The organism is Micromonospora jinlongensis (assembly GCF_013410645.1).
GTDB lineage: Bacteria > Actinomycetota > Actinomycetes > Mycobacteriales > Micromonosporaceae > Micromonospora > Micromonospora zamorensis.
In genome coordinates this window covers 637,441-662,552 of record NZ_JACCHK010000001.1, presented here as the reverse complement: position 1 = coordinate 662,552, position 25,112 = coordinate 637,441, and the positions used below count along the sequence as shown (strand labels likewise).

The 25,112-nt window shown below is 72.2% G+C and carries 30 protein-coding genes; 13 read left to right on the top strand and 17 right to left on the bottom strand.

From position 1 onward, the window contains the following. Positions 1-96: 96 nt before the first annotated feature. From HNR22_RS02415 to HNR22_RS02405, 3 genes are all read left to right on the top strand, one after another. The gene (locus tag HNR22_RS02415) at positions 97-1,044 is read left to right on the top strand and encodes a serine/threonine-protein kinase (RefSeq protein ID WP_179778825.1); all 948 of its coding nucleotides are present in this window, start codon (positions 97-99) and stop codon (positions 1,042-1,044) included. A 73-nt stretch (positions 1,045-1,117) separates the two neighbouring features. Continuing rightward, the gene (locus tag HNR22_RS02410) at positions 1,118-1,543 is read left to right on the top strand and encodes an OsmC family protein (RefSeq protein WP_088947958.1); all 426 of its coding nucleotides are present in this window, start codon (positions 1,118-1,120) and stop codon (positions 1,541-1,543) included. A gap of 277 nt (positions 1,544-1,820) precedes the next feature. Beyond that, a complete protein-coding gene (locus HNR22_RS02405; RefSeq protein ID WP_179778824.1) occupies positions 1,821-2,672 on the top strand; it encodes a hypothetical protein in 852 nt (283 codons plus the stop codon). A gap of 30 nt (positions 2,673-2,702) precedes the next feature. Here HNR22_RS02405 and HNR22_RS02400 read toward each other — a convergent pair whose 3' ends face one another. The 5 genes from HNR22_RS02400 to HNR22_RS02380 form a co-directional block, all read right to left on the bottom strand. After that, positions 2,703-3,224 (bottom strand): ATPase, encoded by a 522-nt coding sequence (locus tag HNR22_RS02400; protein WP_179778823.1) that lies wholly within the window; start codon positions 3,222-3,224, stop codon positions 2,703-2,705. 115 nt (positions 3,225-3,339) lie between these two features. Beyond that, a complete protein-coding gene (locus HNR22_RS02395; RefSeq protein WP_179778822.1) occupies positions 3,340-3,786 on the bottom strand; it encodes a response regulator in 447 nt (148 codons plus the stop codon). 68 nt (positions 3,787-3,854) lie between these two features. After that, positions 3,855-4,202: an anti-sigma factor antagonist gene (locus tag HNR22_RS02390; RefSeq protein ID WP_179778820.1), complete on the bottom strand. Its 348-nt coding sequence runs from the start codon at positions 4,200-4,202 to the stop codon at positions 3,855-3,857. Positions 4,203-4,320: 118 nt separating this feature from the next. Beyond that, entirely contained in the window at positions 4,321-5,358 is a 1,038-nt protein-coding gene (locus tag HNR22_RS02385; protein WP_179778819.1) for a cobalamin-dependent protein, read from the bottom strand. Next, on the bottom strand, positions 5,355-7,121 hold the full coding sequence (locus HNR22_RS02380; protein WP_179778818.1) for a SpoIIE family protein phosphatase: 1,767 nt from the start codon (positions 7,119-7,121) through the stop codon (positions 5,355-5,357). The genes HNR22_RS02385 and HNR22_RS02380 overlap by 4 nt, the downstream gene beginning before the upstream one ends. Before the next feature lie 218 nt (positions 7,122-7,339). Here HNR22_RS02380 and HNR22_RS02375 point away from each other — a divergent pair, with 218 nt between their 5' ends. After that, positions 7,340-7,666 carry an STAS domain-containing protein gene (locus tag HNR22_RS02375; protein WP_179778816.1) on the top strand — a complete coding sequence of 109 codons (327 nt, stop codon included), beginning with the start codon at positions 7,340-7,342 and terminating at the stop codon, positions 7,664-7,666. A 67-nt stretch (positions 7,667-7,733) separates the two neighbouring features. On the opposite strand, the gene HNR22_RS02370 is transcribed toward HNR22_RS02375, so the two are convergent. Next, the gene (locus HNR22_RS02370) at positions 7,734-8,048 is read right to left on the bottom strand and encodes a hypothetical protein (protein ID WP_179778815.1); all 315 of its coding nucleotides are present in this window, start codon (positions 8,046-8,048) and stop codon (positions 7,734-7,736) included. Between the two features lie 200 nt (positions 8,049-8,248). Here HNR22_RS02370 and HNR22_RS02365 point away from each other — a divergent pair, with 200 nt between their 5' ends. The 3 genes from HNR22_RS02365 (at position 8,249) to HNR22_RS02355 (ending at position 11,321) form a co-directional block, all read left to right on the top strand. Then, positions 8,249-9,226 carry a DUF2267 domain-containing protein gene (locus HNR22_RS02365; RefSeq protein WP_179778814.1) on the top strand — a complete coding sequence of 326 codons (978 nt, stop codon included), beginning with the start codon at positions 8,249-8,251 and terminating at the stop codon, positions 9,224-9,226. Positions 9,227-9,341: 115 nt separating this feature from the next. Next, positions 9,342-10,124 (top strand): spermidine synthase, encoded by a 783-nt coding sequence (locus HNR22_RS02360; RefSeq protein WP_179778812.1) that lies wholly within the window; start codon positions 9,342-9,344, stop codon positions 10,122-10,124. A gap of 96 nt (positions 10,125-10,220) precedes the next feature. Beyond that, positions 10,221-11,321, top strand: a complete 1,101-nt coding sequence (locus HNR22_RS02355; protein WP_179778811.1) for an AI-2E family transporter — start codon at positions 10,221-10,223, stop codon at positions 11,319-11,321. A gap of 20 nt (positions 11,322-11,341) precedes the next feature. Here the strand turns inward: HNR22_RS02355 and HNR22_RS02350 are convergent, their stop codons facing one another. The 4 genes from HNR22_RS02350 to HNR22_RS02335 all read right to left on the bottom strand — a co-directional run bounded on the left by HNR22_RS02350 (position 11,342) and on the right by HNR22_RS02335 (position 16,553). Next, on the bottom strand, positions 11,342-12,643 hold the full coding sequence (locus HNR22_RS02350; RefSeq protein WP_179778810.1) for an NAD(P)/FAD-dependent oxidoreductase: 1,302 nt from the start codon (positions 12,641-12,643) through the stop codon (positions 11,342-11,344). Positions 12,644-12,697: 54 nt separating this feature from the next. Continuing rightward, positions 12,698-14,851 (bottom strand): amylo-alpha-1,6-glucosidase, encoded by a 2,154-nt coding sequence (locus HNR22_RS02345; protein WP_179778809.1) that lies wholly within the window; start codon positions 14,849-14,851, stop codon positions 12,698-12,700. Positions 14,852-14,966: 115 nt separating this feature from the next. After that, positions 14,967-15,491: a GNAT family N-acetyltransferase gene (locus HNR22_RS02340; RefSeq protein ID WP_343059648.1), complete on the bottom strand. Its 525-nt coding sequence runs from the start codon at positions 15,489-15,491 to the stop codon at positions 14,967-14,969. Positions 15,492-15,554: 63 nt separating this feature from the next. Further along, the gene (locus tag HNR22_RS02335; RefSeq protein ID WP_179778806.1) at positions 15,555-16,553 is read right to left on the bottom strand and encodes a substrate-binding domain-containing protein; all 999 of its coding nucleotides are present in this window, start codon (positions 16,551-16,553) and stop codon (positions 15,555-15,557) included. Between the two features lie 123 nt (positions 16,554-16,676). On the opposite strand from HNR22_RS02335, the gene HNR22_RS02330 reads away from it, so the two are divergent. Next, positions 16,677-17,240 carry an ABATE domain-containing protein gene (locus tag HNR22_RS02330; RefSeq protein ID WP_179778804.1) on the top strand — a complete coding sequence of 188 codons (564 nt, stop codon included), beginning with the start codon at positions 16,677-16,679 and terminating at the stop codon, positions 17,238-17,240. Here the strand turns inward: HNR22_RS02330 and HNR22_RS02325 are convergent. Next, on the bottom strand, positions 17,237-17,626 hold the full coding sequence (locus tag HNR22_RS02325; protein ID WP_179778802.1) for a nuclear transport factor 2 family protein: 390 nt from the start codon (positions 17,624-17,626) through the stop codon (positions 17,237-17,239). The genes HNR22_RS02330 and HNR22_RS02325 overlap by 4 nt on opposite strands. A 68-nt stretch (positions 17,627-17,694) precedes the next feature. Between HNR22_RS02325 and HNR22_RS02320 the strand changes: the two genes are divergently transcribed. Beyond that, on the top strand, positions 17,695-18,474 hold the full coding sequence (locus HNR22_RS02320) for a helix-turn-helix domain-containing protein (RefSeq protein ID WP_218906136.1): 780 nt from the start codon (positions 17,695-17,697) through the stop codon (positions 18,472-18,474). Here the strand turns inward: HNR22_RS02320 and HNR22_RS02315 are convergent. After that, positions 18,464-19,204: a VOC family protein gene (locus tag HNR22_RS02315; RefSeq protein WP_179778801.1), complete on the bottom strand. Its 741-nt coding sequence runs from the start codon at positions 19,202-19,204 to the stop codon at positions 18,464-18,466. The two genes, HNR22_RS02320 and HNR22_RS02315, sit on opposite strands and share 11 nt — an antisense overlap. Positions 19,205-19,329: 125 nt before the next feature. Between HNR22_RS02315 and HNR22_RS02310 the strand changes: the two genes are divergently transcribed. After that, positions 19,330-19,737 (top strand): pyridoxamine 5'-phosphate oxidase family protein, encoded by a 408-nt coding sequence (locus tag HNR22_RS02310; protein WP_179778800.1) that lies wholly within the window; start codon positions 19,330-19,332, stop codon positions 19,735-19,737. 31 nt (positions 19,738-19,768) lie between these two features. Further along, positions 19,769-20,413: a hypothetical protein gene (locus HNR22_RS02305; RefSeq protein WP_179778799.1), complete on the top strand. Its 645-nt coding sequence runs from the start codon at positions 19,769-19,771 to the stop codon at positions 20,411-20,413. A gap of 90 nt (positions 20,414-20,503) precedes the next feature. Here HNR22_RS02305 and HNR22_RS02300 read toward each other — a convergent pair whose 3' ends face one another. The 5 genes from HNR22_RS02300 to HNR22_RS02280 all read right to left on the bottom strand — a co-directional run bounded on the left by HNR22_RS02300 (position 20,504) and on the right by HNR22_RS02280 (position 23,943). After that, positions 20,504-20,797, bottom strand: coding sequence for a DUF6510 family protein (locus HNR22_RS02300; protein ID WP_088947944.1), 294 nt, complete (start codon positions 20,795-20,797; stop codon positions 20,504-20,506). Between the two features lie 31 nt (positions 20,798-20,828). Then, a complete protein-coding gene (locus HNR22_RS02295) occupies positions 20,829-21,593 on the bottom strand; it encodes an FAD-binding oxidoreductase (protein WP_179778798.1) in 765 nt (254 codons plus the stop codon). A gap of 7 nt (positions 21,594-21,600) precedes the next feature. Then, on the bottom strand, positions 21,601-22,200 hold the full coding sequence (locus HNR22_RS02290) for a sulfite oxidase-like oxidoreductase (protein WP_099852975.1): 600 nt from the start codon (positions 22,198-22,200) through the stop codon (positions 21,601-21,603). Positions 22,201-22,276: 76 nt separating this feature from the next. After that, positions 22,277-23,302, bottom strand: a complete 1,026-nt coding sequence (locus HNR22_RS02285) for a TerC/Alx family metal homeostasis membrane protein (protein ID WP_179778797.1) — start codon at positions 23,300-23,302, stop codon at positions 22,277-22,279. A gap of 230 nt (positions 23,303-23,532) precedes the next feature. Beyond that, on the bottom strand, positions 23,533-23,943 hold the full coding sequence (locus HNR22_RS02280; protein ID WP_179778796.1) for a DUF2267 domain-containing protein: 411 nt from the start codon (positions 23,941-23,943) through the stop codon (positions 23,533-23,535). 154 nt (positions 23,944-24,097) lie between these two features. Between HNR22_RS02280 and HNR22_RS02275 the strand changes: the two genes are divergently transcribed. Then, on the top strand, positions 24,098-24,370 hold the full coding sequence (locus tag HNR22_RS02275; RefSeq protein ID WP_088947940.1) for a DUF2795 domain-containing protein: 273 nt from the start codon (positions 24,098-24,100) through the stop codon (positions 24,368-24,370). A gap of 41 nt (positions 24,371-24,411) precedes the next feature. Beyond that, the gene (locus HNR22_RS02270) at positions 24,412-25,080 is read left to right on the top strand and encodes a DUF1345 domain-containing protein (protein ID WP_218906134.1); all 669 of its coding nucleotides are present in this window, start codon (positions 24,412-24,414) and stop codon (positions 25,078-25,080) included. Positions 25,081-25,112 lie beyond the last annotated feature (32 nt).

The following is a 25,112-nucleotide window of genomic DNA, read 5'->3' as shown; positions in this document are numbered from 1 at the left end:
GGTTGCCCCGGACACCGCTGCGGTTTGCCCAGCTCGGAGGCCGGGTACCGCGACCGGTGCACCCGTCGTCGGCGGGGCGGGGACGAGGAGTGGTCGATGCGCAACCTGGACGGGCGGTATGAGCTCGAGGAGCGCATCGGCGTGGGTGGGATGTCCGAGGTGTGGCGGGCACACGACCAGGTGCTCGACCGGTCGGTCGCGGTGAAGCTGATCCTGCCCGGCCCGGACGACCAGGACGGCCCGGTGGACCGGATCCGCGCGGAGGCCCGGTCGGCCGCCCGCCTGGTGCACCCGAACGTGGCGAGCGTGCACGACTTCGGCACCTCGTCGACCTGGCCCGGCCGGCCGGTGCCCTACATCGTGATGGAGCTGGCCGAGGGTGAGACGCTCGCCGCGCACCTGCGGGCCGGGCCGCTGGACTGGCGGATCTCGGTGCGGGTCTGCGCGGAGGTCGCCGCGGCGCTGGCCGCCGCGCACGCGGAGGGCATCGTGCACCGCGACGTCAAACCGGCCAACGTCATGCTCACCCCGGCGGGGGTGAAGGTGCTCGACTTCGGCATCGCCATCCCGGCCGGCGCACCGGACCCGCTGCCGACGGGGGTCGTGCTGGGCACCCCGGCGTACCTGGCGCCCGAGCAGCTGGACGGGGAGCCGGCCACCCCGGCCGCCGACATGTACGCCCTCGGGGTGCTGCTCTACTACTGCCTCACCGCCCGCCTGCCGTACGACGCGGTCACCGCCAGCGAACTGCTCGGCGTACGCCGACGTCAGCCACCGGAGCCGCTGCCCGAGATCGACGGGCTGCCGCCGGAGGTGGTGGAGTTGTGCCACTCCTGTCTCGCCGACGAGCCCGGGCAGCGGCCCACCAGCCTGGTCGCGGCGCTGCTGCTGGCCGAGGCGGTGGACGCCCGGGTGTACGTGCCGATGACCATCCCGACGGCCCGCCAGGCGGCCGCGACCTCACCGTGGACCGAACGGGCCGCAGCGGAGCCCACCGAGGCGGTGGCGGTGTTCGACGAGTCCTACCGGGGCGCCGGGCGCTGATGCGGGTAGGGCCTCCGGCGTTTCGCCGGGAGGAGGCCGGGTAGCCGAGCCGGTGAGCGACGGGAGAAACGCGATGCCGGAAAAGAGTTCCTGGCTGCGTGAGGCCACAGCGACCGCAGAGGGCGGTCACGTACGCACCGACGACGGCGGGCTCTCCACCGCGCTGGCTTCGCCGCTGGCGCCGCACTGCACCGGGTTGACCCCGGAACAGTTGCTGGCCGCGGCCTTCGCCTCCTGCCTGCACCACGCGGCGGTGGAGGTGGCCGGGGAGATCACCGACGAGGCGCACACCGTCCAGGTCCGGGCGGAGGCGAAGCTGGGGCGCGACGACGACGGGCGGTACCGAGCCGACGTGCACGCGGAGATCTCGTCCGCCGGTCTGAGCCGGGATCAACTGGCCGACCTGGTCGAGTACGCCGACCGGCTCTGGCCGTTCTCCAGCGGCGACACCAGCCGGCACCGGCTGACCGTCACGCCGGCGGAGAACGGTCGACACTGAGATCCGGGTGACCACTGGCCAGGCGCTACGGACCGTTCGACGGAACCGTCACCGGCCGATCGGCTGAGCCTGCCGCGCGGCCGAATGCGGGGCGAGAATCGCAGTGGCGTGGTCGCATTTGACCAGCAAATCGGTAATACCCGTCTAGCCCGATCCGCGAGGTTGATCGTCGTTGCGGCGCCTTCGCCCCCTGAAATCCCCAAGATCGGGACAAACTGTGGCGCAGGCCACTGTACGGGCGGGCGAGATCGAGCAATTGGGTCTTTAGCCTCGTCAGGTGCATCCCGACGACCCCTCCGACCAGAAGCTGACCGACGCGCGCCCGACCACCCAACCGGGCGACGCCGCATCAACCGAACGGACGATCGGCCGTCACCGCGTCCCCGAACCGCCCCGGCGCACCCTGCTGGGCTCGACCCCGGTGCGGGTGGCCCTGGCCACCGGTGTCACCTGCTGTCTCAGCCTCGTCGCGGTGGCCACCGCCCGGGGCAGCGACGACGCGCCCCGCACTGTGGAGCCGCTCGCCGAGGCGGTGGCCGACCGTGCCGCCATCGCCGACGAGCGCGCCTCCCGGTCGCTGGACCGCGACCTCGCCCCCGCGCGGGTCCTGCCCAGCCCGACTGCGGCGTCGCCCACCCCGCGCCCCACCGTCGTCCGCAAGGCGCCCAAGAAGCCGGTCAAACCCCGCCGACCCCGACCGGTCGCCGGCCTCGACCAGGCACAGATGGACAACGCGAAGACCATCGTGGACGTCGGCCTGGACATGAAGATGCCGCGCCGCGCCCTGGTGGTGGCACTGGCCACCGCGATGCAGGAGAGCAACCTCTACAACCTGGCCAGCGACGTCCTGCCGGAGTCGGCGAACTACCCGAACCAGGGCAGCGGCTCCGACCATGACTCGGTCGGGCTGTTCCAGCAGCGACCCAGCAGCGGCTGGGGCACGGTGGCCGAGCTGATGCGCCCGTCGTACGCCGCACGGGCCTTCTACACGGCGCTCAACGAGATCCCCGGCTGGCAGGACATGAGCATCACCTACGCCGCCCAGTCCGTGCAGATCTCCGCCTACCCCGACGCGTACGCGCAGCACGAGGACCGGGCGACCACTGTCGTGGCGGCGCTCACCGCCTGAGCCGGGCACCCACGCCACGGCCCTCCGGCGTCAGCGACGGCCGGGCGGCTGCTCCGCGCCCGCGTCCTGCCCGCCGACTCCCACCCGACTTCCCGGTACGCCGGCAGCCGCGGTCGGGGTGTCGGCGGGCACCTGGTCCACCGTCACCTGGCTGAGGATCTCGTCCACCCGCGCCTCACGTCGCCGGCGGGCGTACAGCGCCGCCTCGAAGTCGCGTCGGGCCTGCACGGCGTCGGCGTACGCTCGCTCCCGCACCTGCCGTGCCTCCTCGCGGGCCTCGGCCAGCTCGGCACGGGCCTGGGCCCGGAGGTCGGCCGCCTCGCGCCGCGCGCCGTCACCGGTGTGCCGGCCGCCGGAGGTGTCACCGAGGTCCAGCCTCTGCAGGAGCCCGCTGAGCCAGGTGGCCTCCTCGCGGATCTCGTCCCACTCCCGGGTCGCCCCGGCCGCACCCTGCGCCCGCGCCGCCAGCCGGGACAACCGGATCCCCAGCTCGTCCAGGCAGGAATCCACCTGCCGCTGGTCGTAGCCGGTCTCAACGACGGAGAACCTCATACTGTCGCCCCCCAGGCAGCTGCTGTTACTTCCCCACCTGGATCCTCGGCCCAGAGGGCGACGGCCGAGGGGGTTCGGGAAAAATGTTCAGCATGCGTGCGCGGCGGGGCCGGCGTCAGATGCGCTTGGGCAGCACGACCACCCGACCGAAGAACTCGTCGATGCGGCGGACCACATCGTTGAAGTCGTCCAGGTCGATCGGCTTGGTGACGTACGCGTTGGCCTGCAGCGTGTAGCTGCCGACGATGTCGGTGTCGGCGTTGGAGGTCGTCAGCACGACGATCGGGATGGTCCGCAGATCCTCGTCCTGCTTCACCGCGCCCAGCACCTGTCGACCGTCCATCCGCGGCATGTTCAGGTCGAGCAGGATCACGTCCGGCCGGCGGGCGTGCTCGTGCCGGCCCTCGGCGCGGAGAAACTCCATGGCCTCCTCGCCGTCGCTGACCACGTCGATGACCTTGTCGACGTCGGAATCCGCCAACGCCTCCTCGATCATGAGCACGTCGCCCGGGTCGTCGTCGACCACCAGGATGCGTACCGGCTGCGCGCTGTCTGCGCCCATAACTACCTGCCTCGGGTCGGCGGAGACGGGACCGGACGGTCACCGCGCTGGCGGGGAAATGTAGCCCATCAGGAGGCGCTGCGCGACGCGGGGTCGACCGCCTCCGGTTCGTACCGCAGCACCTCGGCCAGGCCGGTGACCCGCAACACCCGCTCGACCCGGCCACTGGCGCCGGTGAGGCGCAGCCAACCGCCCTCGGCCGCAGCCCGGTTGTCTCCCCGGACGAACACGGCCATCCCGGTGGAGTCGCAGAACGTGAGGTCGGTGAGGTCGAGCAGCACCCGGGTCTCGCCGGCGGCGGTGAGCCGGTCGATCGCGGCACTCAGCTCGGGAGCGGTGCTCAGGTCCAGCTCGCCCGTGAGCCGCAGACAGGCGCCAGCGCCGTCGCGCTCGACGTGACTGATGCTGAACGTCACCGTGCTCCCCCTCGCTCCACCCGTCGGGTGGGACGTTTGCAGTGCGGCAAGTATACGCAGGGTCGGCTCGCCGGCCGACTGGCGCGGTGATCGGCCAAGGATGACTGGTGACGGGCCCTCAGCGGTCGGCGGCGGGCAGCGCGGCGCGCCCCAGGGCCAGCACACGCACCGCCCGGGGGAAGTCACGCAACGCGACGCCGTAGTGATCCAGAGGCCGGGCGACGGCGCCGGCGGGCACCCCACGGCTCAGCAGGATCTCCGACAGCCACTCCACGAACTCGGTGAACAACGAGGGGTCGTCGACGTAGACCGCCGCGGCCAGGAAATCCACTATGTGACCCAGGTCGCTCACTGTCGCGTCCAACTGGGTGGGGCTGTAGGCCCGAGCCGCCGGCACCCGCTCCCGCAGGTCGGCCAACGCGCCGTCGATCAGCTCGCCACGACGCCGCACCAGGCTGGCGTACTCGTCGTCGGCCAGGTGGGCCAGCCGCGCCGGCGGCACCCCGCGCAGCGCCCGCTCGTCGGCGATCAGCTCGGCCGCCGCGGGCGCGTTCGGCGCCCAGGCCACACCGAGCCGGCGCGCCCACCGACCGTCCGCACCGAACCCACGCCCACCGACCACCACCGGCACGTCGGAACGACGGCAAGCCTCGATCATCCGGTGGGCGTACGGCAACCGCATCGGCAACGCGCACGCCAGCGCGACCGCGTGGGCGTCGTAGCGGTGCAGGTACGACACGAGGTGCGCCGCCGGGACACTGGCGCCCAGGAAGGTCACCTGCCAGCCACGCAACCGCAGCACCTCGGCCACCAGCCGGGGCGGCAGCGCGTGCCACTCGCCGTCCATGCAGGCGACCACGACGCGCCCGCCGGTCGGGCGCGGGTTGGCATGCGCGGCGACCGCCGCCACCACCTGCTCGCTGATGTGCGTGGCGGCGTGCTCCTGGGCGACGCTCCACTCGTTGCGCGCCCAGCGCTCGCCCACCTCGGACTGCGCGGGCGCGACCAGGTCGAGCAGCACCCGCTCCGCCGGCACGCCCGCGTCGAGCAGGCCGATCGCCATGTCGATCGCTGCGTACTCGTCGGCGTCGGCCAGGCAGTCCAGATAGCCCGCGTACGCGTCGGTCGGGTCGGCGGCCGTCGTGGCAGCGGTCACGCGTCGGTCTCCCTCGGTCGGTCGGTGACGGCCTGCGGGGGCACCGAGTGCAGGTGCCGCGACCCGCGCCCACCCGGACCGGTCGCCCGCAGCGCCAGCACCGCGATGTCGTCGTGGTCGCCGTGCGCCAACCAGTCGCAGGTGACCTGCTCGACCCGCTCGGCCAGGGCCGGCGCGGGCATCCGTTGGCAGCCGGTCACGGCGGCGACCAGGCGCTCCGTGCCGAACTGCTCGTCGCCGCGGCGGCCACCCCGGGCCTCGGTCACCCCGTCGCTGTAGAGCAGGCAGGTCTCCCCCGGTTCGAGCCGTACGGTCACCTCGCCGACGCGGGGGTCGGGCACCACACCGATCAGCATGCCGCTCAGCGGCACCGACTCCACCTCACCGGAGGTGCGCAGCACCAGCGGCGGCAGGTGGCCACCGCCGGCCATGGTGAGGGTCAGGCCGCCGTCGCGCTGTGGGCGGGCCACGCCCAGCACCATCGTGGCGAAGCGGCCCTGGCCGTGCGCCTGGGTGGTTTCCAGCAACGCGTCGTTGAGCAGCCGCAGCAACCGCCCGGGGTGCGACTCCAACCGGTGCAACGCCTGTAAGCACTGACGCAACTGGCCGGTGAAGACGGCCGCCTCGACGCCCTTGCCCGACACGTCGCCGAGGAAGAACACCGAGCCCCCGTCGGCGAGCCGGTGCGAGCCGTAGAAGTCGCCGCCGATGCGCAGCCCCGCCTGGGCAGGCCGGTACGCGGTGCCCCACTGCACGCCCGCGGCCTCGGCCGGCTCGACAGGCAGCAGGCTGGCTTGGAGGGTGTCGGCCACCTCCGCCTGGTCGCGGTAGAGCAGGGCGGTGGTCAGCGCCGCGCCGGCACGGGCCGCGAACGCCCGAGCCAGCTCGACGTCGGCCTCGTCGTACCAGCGGGTGGAGCGGCGGGCCACCAGCAGCACGCCGACGGGCGCGTCGCGGCCGGGCAACGGGACGACCCGGGCAGCGCTCTCGGTGCCGACGAGCCCGGGCAGCCAGCCGGCGTCGACAGCCTGCTCGACCAGCCAGTCGACCGCGTGCGGCTCGACCCCGGTCAGCCCGTCGGCGATGGCGGTCGGCAGGTCCCCGCCGGCCAGCACGCCGCTGTCCACCGTCGGGGCCTCGTCGTCGGAGCGTGAGGCCCGCCACCAGCGGGCCCGACCGCCACGGGGAGCGAGCACCAGCACGGCCACCTCGGCCAGTGTCGGCACGGCGAGGCGGACGACCGCGGCAGCGGCCCGGTCGGGGTGCAGTGGGTTGCCGAGCTTGTCACCGACCACGGCCAGGAACGCCGAGCGGGCCCGCTCGGCGAGCAGCGCGTCGGCGCGGCTGACGCTGTCGGTGACGTCCTCGACGTACCAGCAGCAGCGGGCACCGGAGAGGGGCACCTGGCGGGCGGTGAGCCGACGCCCGTGATGGGTGAAGCCCCCGGCGTCGCCGTCGCTCAGCCCGGGCACGCCGGCCGCGCTGAGCAGCTCGCCGGACGTCACCTCGGGCAGCAGTCGTTCGGCCACCGGACTGACGTGTCGTACGACGCCGTCGGCGTCGCAGACGACAAGGCCCTCCCGGAAGTGCTCGACGACCTCGAACCAGTCGGGGGCGGCGGGATCCCGGTCGGGGGCGAGCGGCGGCAGTGCGGCGGTGGATCGGGGCGTGACGTCGGCGGACCACGCCGGGGGCCGTGTCGTACTCGGCGTGGGAAGCCGTCCGTCGCCCGGGTCCCAGTCCCTGACGTCGGTAGCAGTCACCAGCTGAGCCTCACTCCTTGTCGTCCACCCGAACCCGTGCCGGAACCGGCGTCCATGGTCAAAAGTCTCCGACCACCCTACGCCGGTACGCGGAAAGCGGCACCTCACAGCCGTTGCCGGCGTCGCCACCACGGCCTGAGGGACACCGGACGGTCGAATGGGCGCGCGGATGTCGCCCCCGGCGTTGCGTTCTCCAGCAGGGCTGGGAACATGGTGGGATGTCCGATCAGCTGCTGACCATCGAGACGACCCGGCTCGACGCCGGGCGCGTCCTCCTTCAGCTGACCGGCGAGCTCGACTACGACACCGCACCCGAGCTGACCGCCGCGGCGGCCGACCTGGGTGGCGACGAGGTGCTGATCGACCTGACCGGCGTGAGCCTCTGCGACTCCTCCGGGCTCAGCGCGCTGCTGGTGGTGCTACGGAGCGCCCGGGCGCTCCGGCTGACCGGGGTCAGCCCGCAGTTGCAGCGGATGCTCGACCGCACCGGCCTGGCCGAGTTGCTGGCCGTCGAGCACGCCGACGACCTCCGCGCCACCGGCTGATCTCCGGCCACCCCGGGACGGGGTGGCCCCCGACCCTGGGACCTGGGGTCGGGGGCCGGAGGAATGTCTAGGGTGCCGTCATCGCCTGGAGCCGGGGTCCGCTCTCACGCAGCTCGCCGGTCGAGGGCGGTTCGACGTCCTCGGGCTGTCCCGAATCGGGCGTCTGGTACAGGTAGCGGACGAACTGCCCACCCGCCTCGTTGTCGTCCGCGCCGGGCCACTGGCCGATGCAGTCCATGCCGACCACCTCACGGCCGGTCCCGTCGGCCTCCTCGAGCAGCGCCCACAGGCTCACCGGGTAACACCTGGTGAGATCGGCCGTGAGTTGCCAGCGCGCGTACCAGCCGGGTCGAGCGGGGACGATCTCGACGATCTGCTTCATGACGACCTTCCTTCCGCGTACCTCGGAAGAACTCCGGTCCTGAGCCGATCGTGCGGGCCGTGCGGGTGAGCACCCCTCACCCCGGCCGGATGAAGCGTGGCGCAGGTCGGTCCGACCCGGCCGGCGGCCTCCGTTTCCTTCTCGGGGACGGCGGGAAGGCGACCGGAGCAGCCACGATCCCCAGCGGAAGGGATGCCAGCATGCGCAAGCAGATGGAAGGCGACAACCAGAGGCGCCGGGCTCTGGCCCGGCAGGCCCGCGAACAGAGTCGCCAACCCAGTGAGATCGGTGCCAGCCTGAGCGCCTCCAAGCAGCTCAAGAGCCTCGATGCGGGCAAGCGAGCCGGCCCGCCGGCGGCCGGGCCGCACAAGCCGGACAGCACGCGTGGCGGGCCGGCACCGCCGCCGCTCGGCAGCGCCGACAACCCGCGGCCGCAGCCGTCCCCGCCCAGTGGCGCGGCCGGCGTGCGCAGCATGGGCTACCACGACCTGGTCGACGAGGTCCGACGTCGGGCCGGGGTCGACTTCAAGACGGCCAAGGTGGGCACCGAGGCGACAGTGCTGGTCCTCGCGTTCGCGCTGGAGGCGGCCGAGCGGCAGCGGCTGCTCGCGGCCGTGCCCGCGTCCCTGCACGACGTGCTGCCGGTCGACGGCATCGAGCGGCACCGGGACCTGCCCGGCTTCCTGGCCGAGGTGGGTCGGATCAGCGGCAACACCCCGGAGCAGGCCCGCTACCAGGCCGAGGCGACGATTGCCGCGCTCGCCGAGCAGGACGGCGACCTGGTCGAGTCGTTGCACGTACCCGACGGTCTGCGGGACCTGCTGAACCCACCGGAGGCCGGCGGCGGCCTCGTGGGCGCCTCCACCACCACGCCCACCCTGGGCGCGGACGAGATCAGTGCGGCACTGGACGACCTGCCGTACTGGGCCGGCGACAGTCAGGGCCTCTACCGGGTGGTCGCGCTGCCACCGGACAACCTGGACCGGGTGCTCGCCCGGCTCGACCGGCTGCGCCAGGACAACGGCCGCGGCCCGAGCATCGGACGCCCCGGTGGCACCGCCGCCGTGTTGACCGTACGGACCAGTCAGGCCGACGGGGTGACCGCGCTCGACGTGGACCTCGCCCACCAGATCGACGACGCGATCGACGAGGTGGGGGCCGGGATGGCCGGCGGCTGACCGGCAGCCCTGACCCGGGCGGGCCGGCGGACGGGGAGCATCCCCGCTCCGCCGGCCCGTCGGCCGTGCCGGGTCACCGGCGTCGTGGACCGTGGGTTCGGCTAGCGTGCCGCTCATGAACCGCGCCGCCGACCGGCTGGAGCTGGTCGCCGACCCGGTCCGCCGGACCGGGCGGACACTGCTGTCCGCCGGGGTCGAGCAGTCGTACGTGGATGTCTCCGATCCCCGGCACCTGCACTTCGAGTACGTCCGAAGGATCGCCTCGGCGGTGGAGGTGGCGGCCCCGGCCGGCGTCCCGTTGAGCGTTCTGCACCTGGGTGGCGGCGCGTTGACGCTGCCCCGGTGGCTGGCCGCCACCCGGCCCGGCTCCCCGCAACAAGTCGTCGAGCGGGACCCCGCCGTGGTGGAGCTGGTCGCCCGGGAGTTGCCGCCGCTGCCGCCGCAGGTGCGGGTGGAGGTCGCCGACGCCCGGGACGCGCTCACCGCCACCCCGGCCGGTTCCTACGACCTGGTGATCGCCGACATCTACCGGGCGGCCCAGATGCCCCGGCACGTGCGCACCGTCGAGTTCGCCGCCGACGTGGCCCGCACCCTCCGCCCGGGCGGGACGTACCTGGTCAACGTCACGGACCTGCCGCCACTGGTCGGCACCCGGGCGCAGGTGGCCACGTTGCGGGCGGTCTTCGCCGACGTGTGCGTCCTCGGCGACCGGCGGATGCTGCGGGGCCGGCGGTACGGAAACCTGGTGCTGGCCGCGACGTCGCGCCCCGGAGGTCTGCCGGTCGGGCGGCTGGCGGTGGCGGCCCTGCGTGACCCGGTGCCCGGCGGTCTGCTGCACGCCGCCGCGCTCGACACCTTCGTCGCCGGCGCCCACCCCGTCACCGACGACGACCGCTGAGCACCTACGCCCCGCCGGCTCGCGTCTGGACCAGAACACACCGGTCGCGCCCACAATGCCGGGTTTCCGACGGCGAGCGCGGGGAAGGCGCGGCGGATGAGCAACGCCGACGATCGGGTGACCGCCCGGCACACCCTGATCGTGATCGGCCTGGTCCTGGCGACCGCGTTCGCGCTGGCGTTCGTGTACGCGACCCGCCGGGTGCTGGTCTGGGTCGTGGTCGCCGCGTTCTTCGCCGTGGCGCTCAAGCCCCTCGTGGACCGGCTGCAACGGCGTCTCGTGCGGCGTCGGGCCCTGGCCACGCTGCTGGTGTTCCTCGCCGCGTTCGTGCTGGTGGCGCTCCTGGCCGCGCTCATCCTGGTGCCGTTGTTCGGGGAGCTGGGCCGGTTCGCCGACCGGGCGCCCGAGCTGCTGCACGACGCCCGCGCCGGCCAGGGTCCGCTGGGACAACTGCTGGAGCGCACCGGCGCGCGACGCTACGTCAGCGAACACTCCGACCAGCTCCGCGACCTGGGGACCCGACTGCGTCAACCCGCGGTGGGCGTGCTGCGCGGCGTCGTCGAGACGGTCGCCGGGCTGGTCACGGTCGTCGTGTTGGCGTACCTCATGGTGTTGGAGGCGCCGCGGATCACCCGCGGCCTGCTCGCGGCGGCCGGGGACGGTCAGGGCGACCGGCTGCGCCGGGTGGGCCGGGAGGTGTCGCGCACCGTCACCGGTTACCTCACCGGCAACCTGCTGATCAGCGTGATCTGCGGGGTGTTGACCTACGTGGTGCTGGCCCTCACCGGCGTGCCGTTCGCGGCCGTGATCGCCCTGCTGGTGGCGGTGACCGACCTGATACCGCTGGTCGGTGCGACGTTGGGCGCGGTGATCGCGGCCGGGGCCGGCTTCCTGCACTCCCCCACGGCCGGGATCGTCGTGCTCGTCTTCTTCGTGGTCTACCAGCAGGTGGAGAACCACCTGCTCCAGCCGCTCATCCTGTCCCGGGCGGTCCGGCTCAACCCGCTGACCGTGCTGGTCAGCGTGCTGCTCGCCGCGGAGCTGGCCGGCCTGCTCGGCGCGCTGCTGGCCATCCCCGCCGCCGGCATCGTGCAGACCCTGCTGCGCGAGTACGGGCCACGCCGACTCCGGCCCGCCCCACCCGCCGGTCCGCAACCGCGGTCACGCCGACCGGCCGGTCCCGCCCCGCAGGGCTGACCGGCCGGGTGGTGCGAGGTTCAGCGGGCCCGGGTCGCGACCTCGGGTGAGGTGCTCTCCAACGGCACCGCGTTGGCCGGCACCAACCCCAGCTGGACCGCCGACCGGGTCAGCGCGGCGTCCAGCGCCCAGTCGGCGGTGACCCGCGTACGGTTTCCCGGCATCGCCATCAGGTGGTACGCCCGGGTGACCGCCTTGGCCGGCAGCCCGCCCAGGTTGACGTGCAACGGGTTCGCCGCCGCGTCCTTGCCACCCAGGTCGACGACCCAGCCCAGGTCGTGGTGCTTGTACGGCTTGCGCTTGCCGAAACCGTAGGACGCGGCGATGTTGTACGCCGCACGCTTGCCCTGGCGCTGCGCGTGCTGGGCGGTCATCCCGCAGACCTTGCCCGGGTTCACCAGGTCGGGCACCGCGGCGGCGTCGCCGCACGCGTACACCTCCGGATAGCCGGGGACGTTGAGGAACTCGTCGGTGACCAGTCGACCCCGGTCGGTCCGCAGGCCCAGCTCGTTGACGAACGGGTCGGGGCGCACCCCCACACACCACACCAGAGTGCACGTCGGCACGTACTCGCCGTCGGTGAGCTTCACCCCGTCGCAGGTCGCCTCGGCCACCGAGGTGCCCATCCGCACGTCCACCCCACGCCGGTTGAGCACCTTGTGCGAGGTGTCCGACATCCGCTTGTCCAGCTCCGGCAGCACCCGCGACGCGACGTCGAGCAGCATCCAGCGGGGGCGGACGGTGAGCCGGGGCCGCTGGGCGTGCAGCGCGTCGGTGAACAGCTGCCCGTGCGCGGCGACCTCGGTGCCGGTGTAGCCCGCGCCGACCACCACGAACGTGGACCGGGCCTGCTGCTCGGCCGGGTCCTCGGCCTGCTCGGCCAGCTCAAGCTGACGAACGATGTGGTCGTGCAGGTAGACGGCCTCGGGCAGGCCGCGGAAGCCGTGCGCGTACTCGGTGACCCCCGGGATGGGCAGCAGCTTGTTGACGCTGCCCACGGCGAGCACCAACCGGTCGTACGCCAGCCGGTTCTTCTCCCCCTCGGCCTGGGTGAAGCCGACCCAGCGGTTCTGCAGGTCGACGTGGTCCGCCTCGCCGATCACCACGCGTACGCCCTTGAGCGTCCCGGTCAGCGGCACCGCGATCCGTTTGGGCTCGACCACCCCGGCCGCCACCTCGGGCAGCAACGGCAGGTAGAGGAAGTAGTCGGTGGAGTTCAGCAGCACGATCTCGGCCCGGTCCCGGGCGATCCGGCTCAACGTCTTCGCCGCGTGGTAACCGGCGAACCCGGCCCCCACGATCACCACACGAGGTTTCGTCATTGCGGGCCGTTTCCCGTCGGAGCCCGGGACAAACGTCGGACGCGCCAGCCGAGGTCAGCTGGGTTGGAGCCGGACGTGGCCGCTGGTGCGCACCGCCTCCACGCCCCACTCCTGACCGAAGGCCCGCACCCGGTCGGCAGTGATCCGCCCCAGTTCCTCGGGGATGTCCGGGTCGAGCACCAACCGGCCCTCGACCGGGTTGATGCCGAGCATGGCGCGGATCAGGGCCAGCGGCGTGCCGGCCGCCCAGGCCTGCGGGCTGCACGCGGTCGGGTACGGCACGGCGAACAGCAGCCGTTCCCGGTCGAACCCGCTGAGCGCCTCCGGCAACCGGTGGCCGAACTGCTCGGCCGCCTCGAACATCGCCAGGCTGATCCGGTTCGACTCGGCCCGGTAGCCGTACCGGGCCAGGCCGAGCGCGGCGATCGAGTTGTCGTGCGGCCAGACCGTGCCCAGGTGGTAGCCGAGGGCGTTGTAGAGCCGCTCCTCCCGGGACAGGGTGCGGATGCCCCAACCGGAGAACATGTCCGGCGACATGAGTTGTCGCACCACCGCGTCGGCCCGCTCCGGCGGCACGATTCCGCTCCACAGCAGGTGACCCATGTTCGACGTCTTGGAATCGACGCGGTTCTTGTCGCCGTCCAGCGCGACCGCGTAGTAGCCGCCCCGCTCCTCGATCCAGAAGTCCTGGTTGAACCGCGCGTGCAGGGTGTTGGCCTCGTCGCGCAGCCGGCGCGCCAACGTGGGGTCGTCCAACGGCCCGTCGAACAACTCGGCCAGTCGAAGTTTGGCGTCGTAGGTGTAGCCCTGCAGGTCGGAGGTGGCCAGCGGGAGGACGGGGATCCTGCCGTCGGCGAAGCAGACGCCGTCCGGGGAGTCCCGCCAGCACTGGTTGCCCAGCCCCTCGGGCGACCGGGTCGCGTACTCGACGTAGCCGTCGCCGTCCCGGTCGCCGTAGTCGTCGATCCAGCGCAGCGCCGCCACCGCGTTGCCCCGCAGGAGTCGGACAGTCTCGTCGTCACCGGTCCAGCGCCAGTACTCGGAGAGCAGGATCAGCCAGAGTTGGGTGGCATCGGCGGTGCCGTAGTACGGCCCGTACGGTTTCTCGCCACTGCGGGTCAGCTCACCGCTGCGTACCTCGTGCAGGATCTTGCCGGGTTCCTCGTCGGTGAAGTCGTCGCACGTGTCGCCCTGGAGGCGGGCAAGGGCGAGCAGCGCGCCCCTCGCCAGCGCAGGCCCGGCGACCAACGTCTGGTAGGCGGTGATCAGGGTGTCCCGTCCGAAGACGGCGAGGAACCAGGGCAGTCCCGCACCGGGCAGCATGATCCGCTGGCCCTTGACCTCCAGGTCGAGCCGCAGCGCCGACAGGTCGTCGCGGGACTGGCGTACGGTGCGCTCGAGCGGCACGTTGTCGCTGCTCAGCACCGCCCGGTCCTCGGTCCACCGGCGCAGCGGGTCGTCGGCCCGGCCGTGGACGATGTCGGCGATGTCGCCCCGGACCGGCTCGACGACCCCCATCCCGGGTGGCAGCGGAACGTGCAGGTCGACCTGCCACTCCTCGCGGGGGCCCAGATCCAGCTCCCAGATCAGGTCGTCGCCCTCGATGCGATCTGCCGGCCTTGAGCAGCACACCCGGGTCTGCGCGGAGAAGTCGCCGCGCCGATAGGAGAAACACAGCTCGGACCCGTCGGCGGCGTGATCACGGGTGATCTCGGCGGAGCGGTCCCGGACCGTCGACTTGACCTCGAACAGGTCGGCGAAGTCGGCGGCGACGGCCAACCGCAGCTCCACCCGGACCGGCTCCAACCGGAACGAGACCAGCCCCACGCGCTCGTGAAAACCGTCGCCGACGTAGCGCAGCCGCCGCAGGCCCAGAGCGTTCGGCGGCAGCCCGGGCAGCTCCGGGTTGGTGAGCACGTGCTGGGCGGAGTAGTGGTCGATCGTCTCGGAGCGCAGCACTAGCAGCTCGCCGCCGTTGACGGTCAGGTTCCAGCCGCTGATCAGGCGGGTGTCCAAGTGGATGAGCCCGCCGATGCTGCCTGTCGGGACATCCCCGCACGCGTTGGAGTAGAGGAACGTGGGCCCACTGAGCACCGCGAGGGAATCGGGGCCCAGCTCGGGCGGAATAGCTCGTTGGTCGCCGCTGTCCCCGTCCGCGACGAGCAGGCCGGGGGTGGGATCGGCAGGGGTCGCACGCACGGCAGACATGACACCCACCGTAGGAGCATCGACTACCAGGAGTCATCACCCGCTCCGGGTGAAAGCTGTTGCCGCGCCGCTCAGCGGTGGGTCCGCGACCCGTCGGGCTCGGCGGCCGACCCGCTCACGCCGAGGGCGCGGTGATCGCCCAACGCTCGTGGTCGCGCCAGGCGCCGTCGATGAACAGGTAGTCCGGGGAGAAGCCCTCCAGCCGGAAGCCGAGCTTGCGGGCCACCCGCCGGGACGGCTCGTTGCCCGGCTGGATGTTCGCCTCCAACCGGTGCAGCCCCACCGTGGTGAACGCGTGGTCGATCACCAGGGCGACGCCCGCCGACGCGTGCCCGGTCCCGCTGTACGGCCGGAACGCCGCGTACCCCAGGAACCCGCCGCGCAGCGCGCCCAGCACGATCCCGCTGATGTTCACGTAGCCGGCGATCTCGCCACTGGCCCGGTCACAGATCAGGTAGCCGGCGCTGTCCCGGCGGCGGATCCGGCGCAGGTAGCTGTCGTACTCCTCGGGGCTGCCAGGCGCGACCAACCACGGGTGGTGCAGGTCGTGGCTGCGCCGCACGGCGGCGACGAACTCGTCGGAGTCGGTGGGCCGGGGCCGCCGGATCGCGGCGGGACCACCGGTACGCAGGTACCTCACGGCGGACCACTCTGACCGACCGACGCCGCCGTTGTCCAACCGGCGGCCGGCCGTCGCCCCGCGTCACCGCGGCGTGGCGTCGGTGCTCTCCCGGGGCAGCACGGTGTGCGGCGCGACGATGTCGGCGAGCGCGGCGTCGGGTTGGCCGATCCGGACGGCGAGGCGGGCCACGGCCTCCCGGGCGAGAAAGCCGGTGTCCACAGCGACGGTGCTCAGGGTGGGCCGCGAGTAGCGCCCCTCCTCAATGTCGCCGATGCCGATCACCGCGACGTCGTCCGGGACGCGCAGCCCGACGTCGAAGGCGGCCCGCATCGCACCGATGGCGAGCGGGTCGGAGGAGCAGAGGATCGCGTCCGGGCGATCCGGGCCGACGAGCAGTTCGCGGGCGGCCCGGTAGCCGTCGGCCCGGCGGTGGTGCTGCGCCGGCAGCAGCCGACCGGGCACCGGCGCCAGCCCGGCCCGACGGAGCGCCCGGTGGTATCCGGGCGTACCCGGGTGCGGGCTGACTGCGGGGCGCTCACCGATCGCGGCGATCCGGCGGCGACCAGCGCGCAGCAGATGGTTCGTCGCGTCCTCGGCGGCCTGGGCGACATCGATGCTGACCCGGTCGCACCGCTGATCGGGGGGTGCGCTGCCGATCAGCACGACGGGTGGGCCGGTGGCGGCGACAGCTCGGCCCACTTCGCCCGGCGTGACGGGGGCACCGACCAGGACGCCGTCCACGGGGATCATGCGGGCGTCGTGCAGGCCCGACGACGTGGGCTGATCTTCGTGCGCGACGACGACGCGGTAACCCTGCTGTGCCGCAGCGTGGACGACCGCACGGGCGAGGTCGCCGGCGTACGGCAGGTCGGTGGTCGGTAGGACGAGGGCGAGCACGCCGGTGCGCCCGGTGCGCAGGTTCCGGGCGGACGCGTTCGGCCGGTAGTGCAGCTCGGCGACGGCCGCCTCGACCCGACGTCGCACGTCGGGGCTCACGTGGGGATAGCCGTTGACCACGTTGGAGACGGTCTTCACCGACACCCCGGCGAGCCGGGCCACGTCCCTGAGCGTGGAGGCCACGAGCCGCCCTTCCCGACCGACATCACACCAGCAAAACCATTTCACTGGTGTAGTTCCGGCCCTCGCAGGCGATTTGACACCTGTCAAGGCGATACGGTGGTGTCAAGAAGAGGGAGGTGGTCGGTGGACGACGACGCAGCGGTGCCGGCCGCCGCCCGGCTGATCCGGGACTTCGTCAACACCGTCGAGCAGCAGATCGACCACGAGACGCTGACCAGCCCCGACCACCTCCGCGACTGGTTCGTCGAACGGCAGCTGATGCCGGCCGGCACGCACCTCGGGCCCGCGGACCTCGACCTGGCCGTCACGGTCCGGGAGGGCCTGCGCGCGGTGCTGCTCGGCCACGCCGGCCACCAGGCCGACCCGGGCGCGCTCGACCGACTCAACCGGGCGCTGGCCGGGCTGCCCGTCACGCTGCGCTTCGCGGACGACGGCCACCGCCTGGTCACCACCGCCGGCACTCCCCTGGGCCAGGCCGTTGCCGGTCTTGTCGACGCCGTCCGCCGGGCCGCCGAGGCCGGCGCCTGGGCGCGGCTCAAGGTCTGCGCCCGCGACACGTGCCGCTGGGCCTACTACGACTCCTCCCGCAACCAGGCCCGCCGCTGGTGCTCGATGGCCGGGTGCGGCAACTACATCAAGATGAAGCGGGCGTACGCCGTCCGCACCGGCCGCACGCCGCCGATCTAGAGGCGCGCTGGTTCCCACCACGCCGCGTTGACGGCGGTCTGGGCCACGGGTTCGATGATTTCCCATACCTCGGCGATCAGCCCGTCGGCGACCCGCAGGACGTCGACGACCACGATCTCCGGTCCCGCGTCGGGTAGCCGGCGTCGCGAGTGCACCACGACGTGATCGGTGTCGGCCAGCAGGTGAAGGATCTCGACCTGCATGCCGGCGGTCGGGCCGAGCGCGGCATGGACAGCGGCGAGCCATTCCGCCTTGGTCGAGGTGGTCGCATCCGACCGGTGGTGGAGGAAGTCGTCGCTGAGGAACGAGGCGAGGGTGTTCACGTCGCCCGTCTCGATCAGCCCCGCCAGCGCCCGTTGGACGATGCCCTTGTTCTCAGTGGTCATGGGCCCCAGTGTTTCCACGGCCGTGGCGGTTGTCGATGAAATCGCACTTCATGGCGTACGGCGCGACGATGAGTACGCTCCTGATCGTGTACACGGTCGGGGCACTCCTGCGGCAGTGGCGGCAGCGCCGGGGGCTCAGCCAGCTCGACCTGGCGATCGCCGCGGACGTCTCGGCTCGTCACGTCAGCCTGGTGGAGACCGGGAGGTCCACGCCGAGCGCGGACATGATCCTGCGGCTCGCCGACCAGCTCCACGTGCCACTGCGGGATCGCAATCGGCTGCTGCTCGCCGCCGGCTTCGCGCCCCGGTACGCGGAGCGTCCGCTCGACGACACCGCTCTGTCGGCCGCCCTCGACGCGGTCCGCCGGGTGCTCCAGGCGCACGAGCCCTATCCGGCGCTGGCGTTCGACCGCCGGTGGAACATCGTGCTGACCAACCGCGCGGTGGACCCGTTCTTCGCGCGCGTCGCGCCCGATCTGCTGCGGCCACCGGTGAACCTGGTGCGGCTGGGCCTGGACCCGCGCGGGCTCGCTTCCCTGGTCGTCAATCTGGCAGACGTGCGAGCGGTGTTCCGCACCCGGATCTCGCGCCAGCTCGCCATCGCCCCCGACGCGGAACTCACCGCGCTCTACGAAGAACTGCTGCACCAGGTGCCCGAGGACCCGGTGGGCCAACGGGTCGACGCCGACGTGGTGATCCCGATGATCCTCCGGATCGACGGACGGGAGCTGCGGCTGTTTTCCACCATCACCACGTTCGGCACCCCGATGGACGTCACGATCGACGAGATCGCCATCGAGTCCTACTACCCGGCGGACCCGCAGAGCGCCGCCTACTTCACGCGGTAGACCCCGGCTGTCGGGGCCTCAACAGGCAGAACGCGGTGCCGTCGGGATCGGCCATCAGCACCCGGCCTGTGTCGCTCCCGCCGGCGTGCAGGAGCGTCGCCCCGAGCGAGAGCAGCCGGTCGACCTCGGCCCGCTGGTCACCGTCGGCAGGCGGGGCCACGTCGAAGTGCAGCCGGTCCCTGCCGCCGTTGGGCATCATCGGCGGCCCACCCCAGGTGATCTTCGTGCCGCCGAGCGGCGACTGGATCGCGGTCTCCTCGTCCTGGTCCCACACCAGCGGCCATCCCAGCGCTTCGCTCCAGAAATACCCGACCGCCTGCGAGCCGTCGCAGGCGAGCGCTCCCGTGAACCCGCAGCCGGCGAGGAAGTTGTTGCCCGGCTCGATCACGCAGAACTCGTTGCCCTCGGGGTCGGCGAGCACCACGTGCCTCTCCTCCGGGAGCTGACCGACGTCGGTGTGCTGTCCGCCGAGCTCCAGCGCCCTGGCCACCGTCCGCTGCTGCTCCTCCAGGGAGCCGCTGGTCAGATCGACGTGCATCCGGTTCTGCACGGTCTTCGGCTGCTGGGCCGGCACGAAGCGGAGTCGAAGCTCGGTGTCGGCGCCGGGCAGGACCAGGACGCCGTCCCGTGGGTCAGCCACCATCTCCCGACCCAGGAGCGCGGCCCAGAACCGCCCGAGACGGACGGGGTCGGCTGCGTCGTAGCTGATCGCGAACAGGTGGGACGTCATCGCTTCGCTCATCTCCGATCCGGCAGCACGCCGCGCGGTCCATGGAGCGGCAAGCCTAGGGACGAGTAGGGTCGCCCGCACCCGAGTATTCGGCAGGCCGCGCGGCGCTGTGATCCACTGGCCCGGTGAGCCCATCCCCCTCAGTCCTGCCGACCGACGTCGAGGTGCGACTCGGTCGGGAGCGGAACGTCTGGCTGTGTACGGTGCGGCGCGACGGCTCCCCTCACCTGACGCCGGTCTGGTTCGTCCACATCGCCGGGACCTGGTGGATCGGCGCCGACAGCCGCAGCGTCAAGGTCCGCAACGTCCTGGCCGATCCACGGGTGTCCCTGGCCCTGGAGGGGGGCGACGCCCCGGTCGTGGCCGAGGGCGACGCGCGCGTGCACCGCGACGGGTTCCCGAGCCCGGTCGTCGAGGCGTTCGCGAGCAAGTACGACGGCTGGGACGTCAGCCGACAGGTCGGCCTGGGCAGCGAGCGAGTGCTGCTGGAGATTCCCGTCCGGCGGTGGCTGCTCGCCGGAACGGCACGGTAAACGTGTGGATCGTCGGTGCGAGAATCGTCCGGTGGACGATGAGCTGACCACGGCCCTGGCCCGCGTACGGGACGCGTTCGCCCGGTACCCGCGCCGGGCGGTGCTCGGCGGTTGTCCGCACTGTGAGGGCTCCGTGATGGTCGACGAGCACGACCTGTTCTCACTGACCATCAGCCTCGGCAGCACGGTCGGCGACCGTGATGACGTGAAGAGCCTGCTTCCCGTACTCCTTGAGCGTCTGCTCGTGTCTGAGGAGCTGTACCCGGTCATCGTCCTGGGCACGGTCTCCCATCAGGAGTGGCGCACCTGGCCGCGCGTCGAGCAGGAGGCCGTCGACGCGTACCTCGACGCGGTGTGGCGGTCGTTGCTGGCGGACCATCCCTCCCGGCTCGGGTCGTTCACCGACCCGGCGACGTTCCTCGACGCGGCATGCGCGGCCGGGGAGCGGATGCAACGGTTCCTTGCGGTCTGGGACGCGACGCTCACCTCGTCGGCGGACCGTCACCTGGCCGCGGCGGTCAGCAGCCTCAACTTCGCCCGTCCGAAGCCGGGCGTCCTCGGCGACTGGTTACGCCGAGACACCGTCCGCGACCGCCTGCACCGCGCGTTCGAACGGGACCACGACGCGCCCTGGGCCGACGACATCGCCCGGGCCTACGACCTCCTGGGTGCCTGAAAGGGTTGACCGCTTCCCCTGGCCGAGCGGGCGAACCACTGTGCCAGCCACGGCCATTCTGCCTCCGGCGGGCAACGCCGACCGGGCCGGTCAGAGCGGGCCGGGGAAGGGCTGCTCCATCGGCATCGGCACCTGGAGGAACGTGGTGCCGCGCATGTCCAGCCAGGCCCGGTCGGGCCCGCGGACCAGCCGCAGCATCACCTGCTCACAGGACGGGCAGCGCGCGACGAGGCCCGGGGCGTGCGAGTAGACGTGCAGGCTGGCCATCGAGCCGGTCATCCCGCAGCTTTCGCAGCGGCCCGTCGCGCTGCTCAGGTCCACGGTGAACAGCTCGCGCATCGGGCCGTCGAGCATGTTGCCGTCCAGGTACGACATCTCGGTCATCGGTTCTCCTCGACGTTGCGGGGGCGAGCGGTCAGCCGGTGGGACCGAAACGTTCGGTCTTGACCTGCCGTGACGGGTGGCCGAGCCCCACCAGCAGATCGGCCACGGTTTCCACGAACGCGGTCGGGCCGCAGACGTAGGTGAGCGGTTGCAGGTCCGGTGGCCAGCCGTGCGTGTTGACGTCGGCCAGCCCGATGCGGTGCGGTTCGCCGCGCCAACCCTCGGGCGCCTCCCGGGTGTAGACGTACGCGATGTCCAGGCCGAAGTCGTCGCGGACCCGGCGGCGCAGCTCGTCGGCGTAGATCACGTCGCCGGGGGTGCGCACCGAGTAGATCAGCCGGAACGGCGCCTTGTTGCCGGCCGCCCGGCGGGCCCGGATCATCGCCATCAACGGCACGATGCCCGAACCGCCGGCGACGAGCTGCACCGGCGCGGTCTCCTCCGGCCGCCAGATGAACCAACCACCGAGCGGTCCGCGGACCTCCAACGGGTCGCCGTCACCAAAAACGTCGATGAGGTACGGGGACACCTCGCCGTCGTGCACACGCTGGACGGTCACCTCGACGCGCGGCCCGCCCGGCCCGTCCACGACGGGCCCGGCGATGGAGTACGACCGGGCCGCCTGGTAGCCGTCCGGGGCGGTCAGTCGCAGGTCGACGTGCTGCCCGGGCAGGTGCCCCGGCCAGTCCGGGACCTCGAGCACCAGGGTCTGCGCGGTCGGCGTCTCCACCCGGCGCTCCACCAGCCGGGCCACCTGCCACCGGTTGGCCGTCCGGGGCGGTCTGCTCGTCGCCACGGCGCGCTCAGTCACCCTGGTACCGCTGTTCGCGCCACGGGTCGCCGTAGTCGTGGTACCCGGCGGTCTCCCAGAACCCCGGCTCGTCCATCGTCTTGAGCCGGATGCCGCGCACCCACTTCGCGGACTTCCAGAAGTACAGGTGCGGCACCAGCAACCGCGCCGGCCCACCGTGCTCGGCGGGCAGCGGCGCGCCGTCGAAGGTGTGCACCACCCAGGCCCGGCCGCCGCGCAGGTCGTCCAGTGGCAGGTTGGTGGTGTACCCGCCGTAGGAGTGCGCGAGCGCGAAGTGCGCCCCCGTGTCCACGTCGGCGAGCAGCGTGTCCAGGGAGACGCCCTGCCAGTTGGTGCCGAGCTTGGACCAGCGGGTGACGCAGTGGATGTCCACCATCGGCGTCTCCTGCGGCAGGGCCATCAACTCCTGCCACGACCACCGGTGCTCGCTGCCGTTCTCGGCGGCGATGACGAACTCCCAGGTGTCCAGGGAGACCCGGGGCGTCGGGCCGGCCGAGAGCACCGGGAAGTCCTCGGTCAGGTACTGACCGGGTGGCAGGGCCGGCTCCTGCGTTCGGGGCCGACCCTGAAAGCCCGGTGACACGATTCCCATTGCACAGTCGTACCACCCGCGCCGGTGAGAGCGGGAGCTTTCCCGCGTACCTCCTCGTCGCCCCGGCGGGGCGCGGTCAGTGCCGCTCCGCGACCACCTTGCGGTCCTCGGGCAGGTCGCCGCCGCGGGTGGCGCGCAGGCTGGTCACGGTGACCACCACCAGCACACCGATGATCACGCCGAGCGAGGCCAGGGTGGGGATCTCCGGCACGCTGTCCCAGATGCCGTGCGCCCAGTGCAGACCCAGCTTGAGGCCGATGAACGCCAGGATGATGGCCAGGCCGTAGCTGAGGTGCACCAGCCGGCTCAGGGCCGCGTGCAGGACGAAGTAGAGCGCCCGCAGGCCGAGCAGGGCGAACGCGTTGGTGGCGAAGACCAGGTACGGGTCCTCGGTGATGCCGTAGACCGCCGGCACCGAGTCGACAGCGAAGACGATGTCGGTGGCCAGCACCGCGACGACCACCAGGGCGAACGGGGTGAGTGCCCGCTTCGCGCCCTGCCGGACGGTCATCCTGGTGCCGTGGTAGTCGTCGACCACCGGCATGAACCGGCGCAGCAGCTTCACCGCGCGCATGTTGTTGATGTCGACTTCCTGCTGATGCCCGGACATGGCGTCGCGCAGCAGCTTCACCGCGGTGGCGATGAGGATGATCGCGAAGAGCAGGAAGGCGAAGTCGAGGGTCTGCAACGCCGCCGCGCCGAGGGCGATGAAGACGGCCCGCAACACCAGCGCGCCGGCGATGCCGTAGAGCAGCACCCGCTGGGCGAGCACCGCCGGCACCGCGAACGCGGCCAGCAGCAACATGAAGACGAACAGGTTGTCGACCGAGAGCGATTTCTCCACCAGGTAACCGGTGAGGTATTCCACGCCCTGCTGGGAGCCGAAGCGCGACCAGATCCAGGCGCCGAACGCCAGCGGCAGCGCGATGTAGAACGCCGACCAGCCGATGGCCTCCCGCATCGACACCTCGTGCGGGCGACGCGTGACCAGGAAGTCAAGCACCAGCAGCAGGAGCACGCCGATGATGGTGACCGCCCACAGCGTGGGCGTGCCCACCGACGACAGGTCACTGGCGGCGGACAGGTATGACACTTCGCTCATGTGGGGTCTCCTCGAACACCGTCATGTTCGAGGTCTCCTTCACCCACCACCTGATGGGCAACCACCCGAGGCGCGCCGGGCGCGCCGTACTGACCGGAATGGTTCGTGGGAAGTACTCCCCTCGCACGACAAGGTTAGGCCAGGCTGAATCGCCATGCCAAGCGGGACATCGATGGTTGCCCTGGTAAACCGCTGTGCGTGCCCCGGACGACCGCTGTGCGTCGTGCCCGTCAGCCACGGCGCAGCGTCGCCCCGGGAGCCATCGCCTGCTCGACCAGACCCCGGTAGTCACGCGGCAGCTGAGTCGCCACGTCGTCGAACTCGCCGCCGGTGATCGCCTCGCGCAGGGTGGTGAAGACCGCCCGGCTGGCGTCCCGAGCAGCCGGCTCGTCCACGCCGGCCCGCAACGCGACCCGGGCGACGAACTCGGCCGCACCGAACCGGTCGGCCTGCTCGGTGCTCGGGCTCGGCTTGAGCACCAGCTGCAACGGCTGGGGCAGCTGGGCGGCCAGGTCCAGGTTCTCACCGCCGGTCAACCGCTCCGCGAACGTCTCCAGCACGGCCCGGGTCAACTCGACCGCCCGCTCGGACGACGTCGCGGTGCGCTGGGAAACCTGGTCGATGAAGGTGTCGTAGTTCATCGCGTACTCCCTTGGCTCGCGTCGGCGCCTGCGGGTACCCGCGACGGCCCGGTGGAAACGGCGCCGGTTTCCTGCGCCGGGTGGGCGTGACCGGCCGGCGGTCGGGTAACCGCCGCCGGTCGTCACCACATCGATGCCCGAGGGAGCCCATGCCATGGCGAGCTACGCCGACGTCCTGCAGTACCTGTCGAGCCTGGACTACCCGGCCGAGAAGAACGACGTGGTCCGCGAGGCCGAACGGGAAGGCGCCCCGCCGGACGTTCTGAAGGCGCTGCGCGCCCTCCCGCCGGTGGACTACGCCAACGGGACCGAGGTCGCCCGGTCGGCCGGGATCGAGGCGGCGCCCGAGGTGAGCCCCGCCCAGCGGGCCGAGCAGGCCCGGGACAAGAAGCACAACCGGGTCTCGCAGCATCTGCGCGGCATCTGACCCGGCGGCGGCGCCCACCACCCGACCCGGGAGCGTCCCGAATGACCCAGACCGGCCCCGACCGGCCAGCGGACGTACGTTTCCCGGCTGCTGCGAAGCAGCTCGCCGTGGTGGCGGTGGTCGGCGTCATCGCCGGCGGCGTTTTCACGCTGATGCTGCCAGTGCCGCTCGCCGCGCTGGCCGGCTGGGACGTGGGCGCGCTGAGCTGGCTCGTGCTGGTCTGGCACAAAATCTGGCCGATGGACGCCGAGCGGACCGCCCAACTGGCCGTACACGAGGACCCGAACCGGGCGATCCGGGACGCTCTGCTGCTGGTCGCCTGCCTGGCCAGCCTGCTGGCCGTGGGGTTGGTCGTGGCCAGCGCGCAGAGCGCGCCACCCGGAATGGCCCGCGAGCTGCACAGCGGCCTGGGCGTGCTGAGCGTGGTGCTCTCCTGGTTCGTGGTGCACACCGTCTTCGCCGCCCGTTACGCCCGGATCTACTACACCGGCCCGGACGGCGGGGTGAACTTCAACCAGCCCGAGCCCCCGCGCTACTCCGACTTCGCGTACGTGGCGTTCACCATCGGGGCGACGTTCCAGGTCTCCGACACCAACCTGACCAGCAACGAGATGCGTCGTACGGTGCTGCGGCACTCGATGGTGTCGTACCTGTTCGGCGCGTTCATCATCGCCGTGACCGTGAACCTGCTGGCGGGCCTGGCACGCTGAGGCTGAGCCGTTGGAGTGGCGCTGTTGGCTGG

Coding starts and splice junctions, on each gene's coding strand:
- HNR22_RS02275 (WP_088947940.1), top strand. CDS start 24,098: ATGGCGAGCTACGCCGACGTCCTGCAGTACCTGTCGAGCCTGGACTAC.
- HNR22_RS02400 (WP_179778823.1), bottom strand. CDS start 3,224: ATGAGGTTCTCCGTCGTTGAGACCGGCTACGACCAGCGGCAGGTGGAT.
- HNR22_RS02325 (WP_179778802.1), bottom strand. CDS start 17,626: ATGACCACTGAGAACAAGGGCATCGTCCAACGGGCGCTGGCGGGGCTG.
- HNR22_RS02415 (WP_179778825.1), top strand. CDS start 97: ATGCGCAACCTGGACGGGCGGTATGAGCTCGAGGAGCGCATCGGCGTG.
- HNR22_RS02315 (WP_179778801.1), bottom strand. CDS start 19,204: ATGACGTCCCACCTGTTCGCGATCAGCTACGACGCAGCCGACCCCGTC.
- HNR22_RS02280 (WP_179778796.1), bottom strand. CDS start 23,943: ATGAACTACGACACCTTCATCGACCAGGTTTCCCAGCGCACCGCGACG.
- HNR22_RS02395 (WP_179778822.1), bottom strand. CDS start 3,786: ATGGGCGCAGACAGCGCGCAGCCGGTACGCATCCTGGTGGTCGACGAC.
- HNR22_RS02370 (WP_179778815.1), bottom strand. CDS start 8,048: ATGAAGCAGATCGTCGAGATCGTCCCCGCTCGACCCGGCTGGTACGCG.
- HNR22_RS02345 (WP_179778809.1), bottom strand. CDS start 14,851: ATGTCTGCCGTGCGTGCGACCCCTGCCGATCCCACCCCCGGCCTGCTC.
- HNR22_RS02350 (WP_179778810.1), bottom strand. CDS start 12,643: ATGACGAAACCTCGTGTGGTGATCGTGGGGGCCGGGTTCGCCGGTTAC.
- HNR22_RS02285 (WP_179778797.1), bottom strand. CDS start 23,302: ATGAGCGAAGTGTCATACCTGTCCGCCGCCAGTGACCTGTCGTCGGTG.
- HNR22_RS02410 (WP_088947958.1), top strand. CDS start 1,118: ATGCCGGAAAAGAGTTCCTGGCTGCGTGAGGCCACAGCGACCGCAGAG.
- HNR22_RS02365 (WP_179778814.1), top strand. CDS start 8,249: ATGCGCAAGCAGATGGAAGGCGACAACCAGAGGCGCCGGGCTCTGGCC.
- HNR22_RS02375 (WP_179778816.1), top strand. CDS start 7,340: ATGTCCGATCAGCTGCTGACCATCGAGACGACCCGGCTCGACGCCGGG.
- HNR22_RS02300 (WP_088947944.1), bottom strand. CDS start 20,797: ATGACCGAGATGTCGTACCTGGACGGCAACATGCTCGACGGCCCGATG.
- HNR22_RS02355 (WP_179778811.1), top strand. CDS start 10,221: ATGAGCAACGCCGACGATCGGGTGACCGCCCGGCACACCCTGATCGTG.
- HNR22_RS02360 (WP_179778812.1), top strand. CDS start 9,342: ATGAACCGCGCCGCCGACCGGCTGGAGCTGGTCGCCGACCCGGTCCGC.
- HNR22_RS02290 (WP_099852975.1), bottom strand. CDS start 22,200: ATGGGAATCGTGTCACCGGGCTTTCAGGGTCGGCCCCGAACGCAGGAG.
- HNR22_RS02320 (WP_218906136.1), top strand. CDS start 17,695: ATGAGTACGCTCCTGATCGTGTACACGGTCGGGGCACTCCTGCGGCAG.
- HNR22_RS02270 (WP_218906134.1), top strand. CDS start 24,412: ATGACCCAGACCGGCCCCGACCGGCCAGCGGACGTACGTTTCCCGGCT.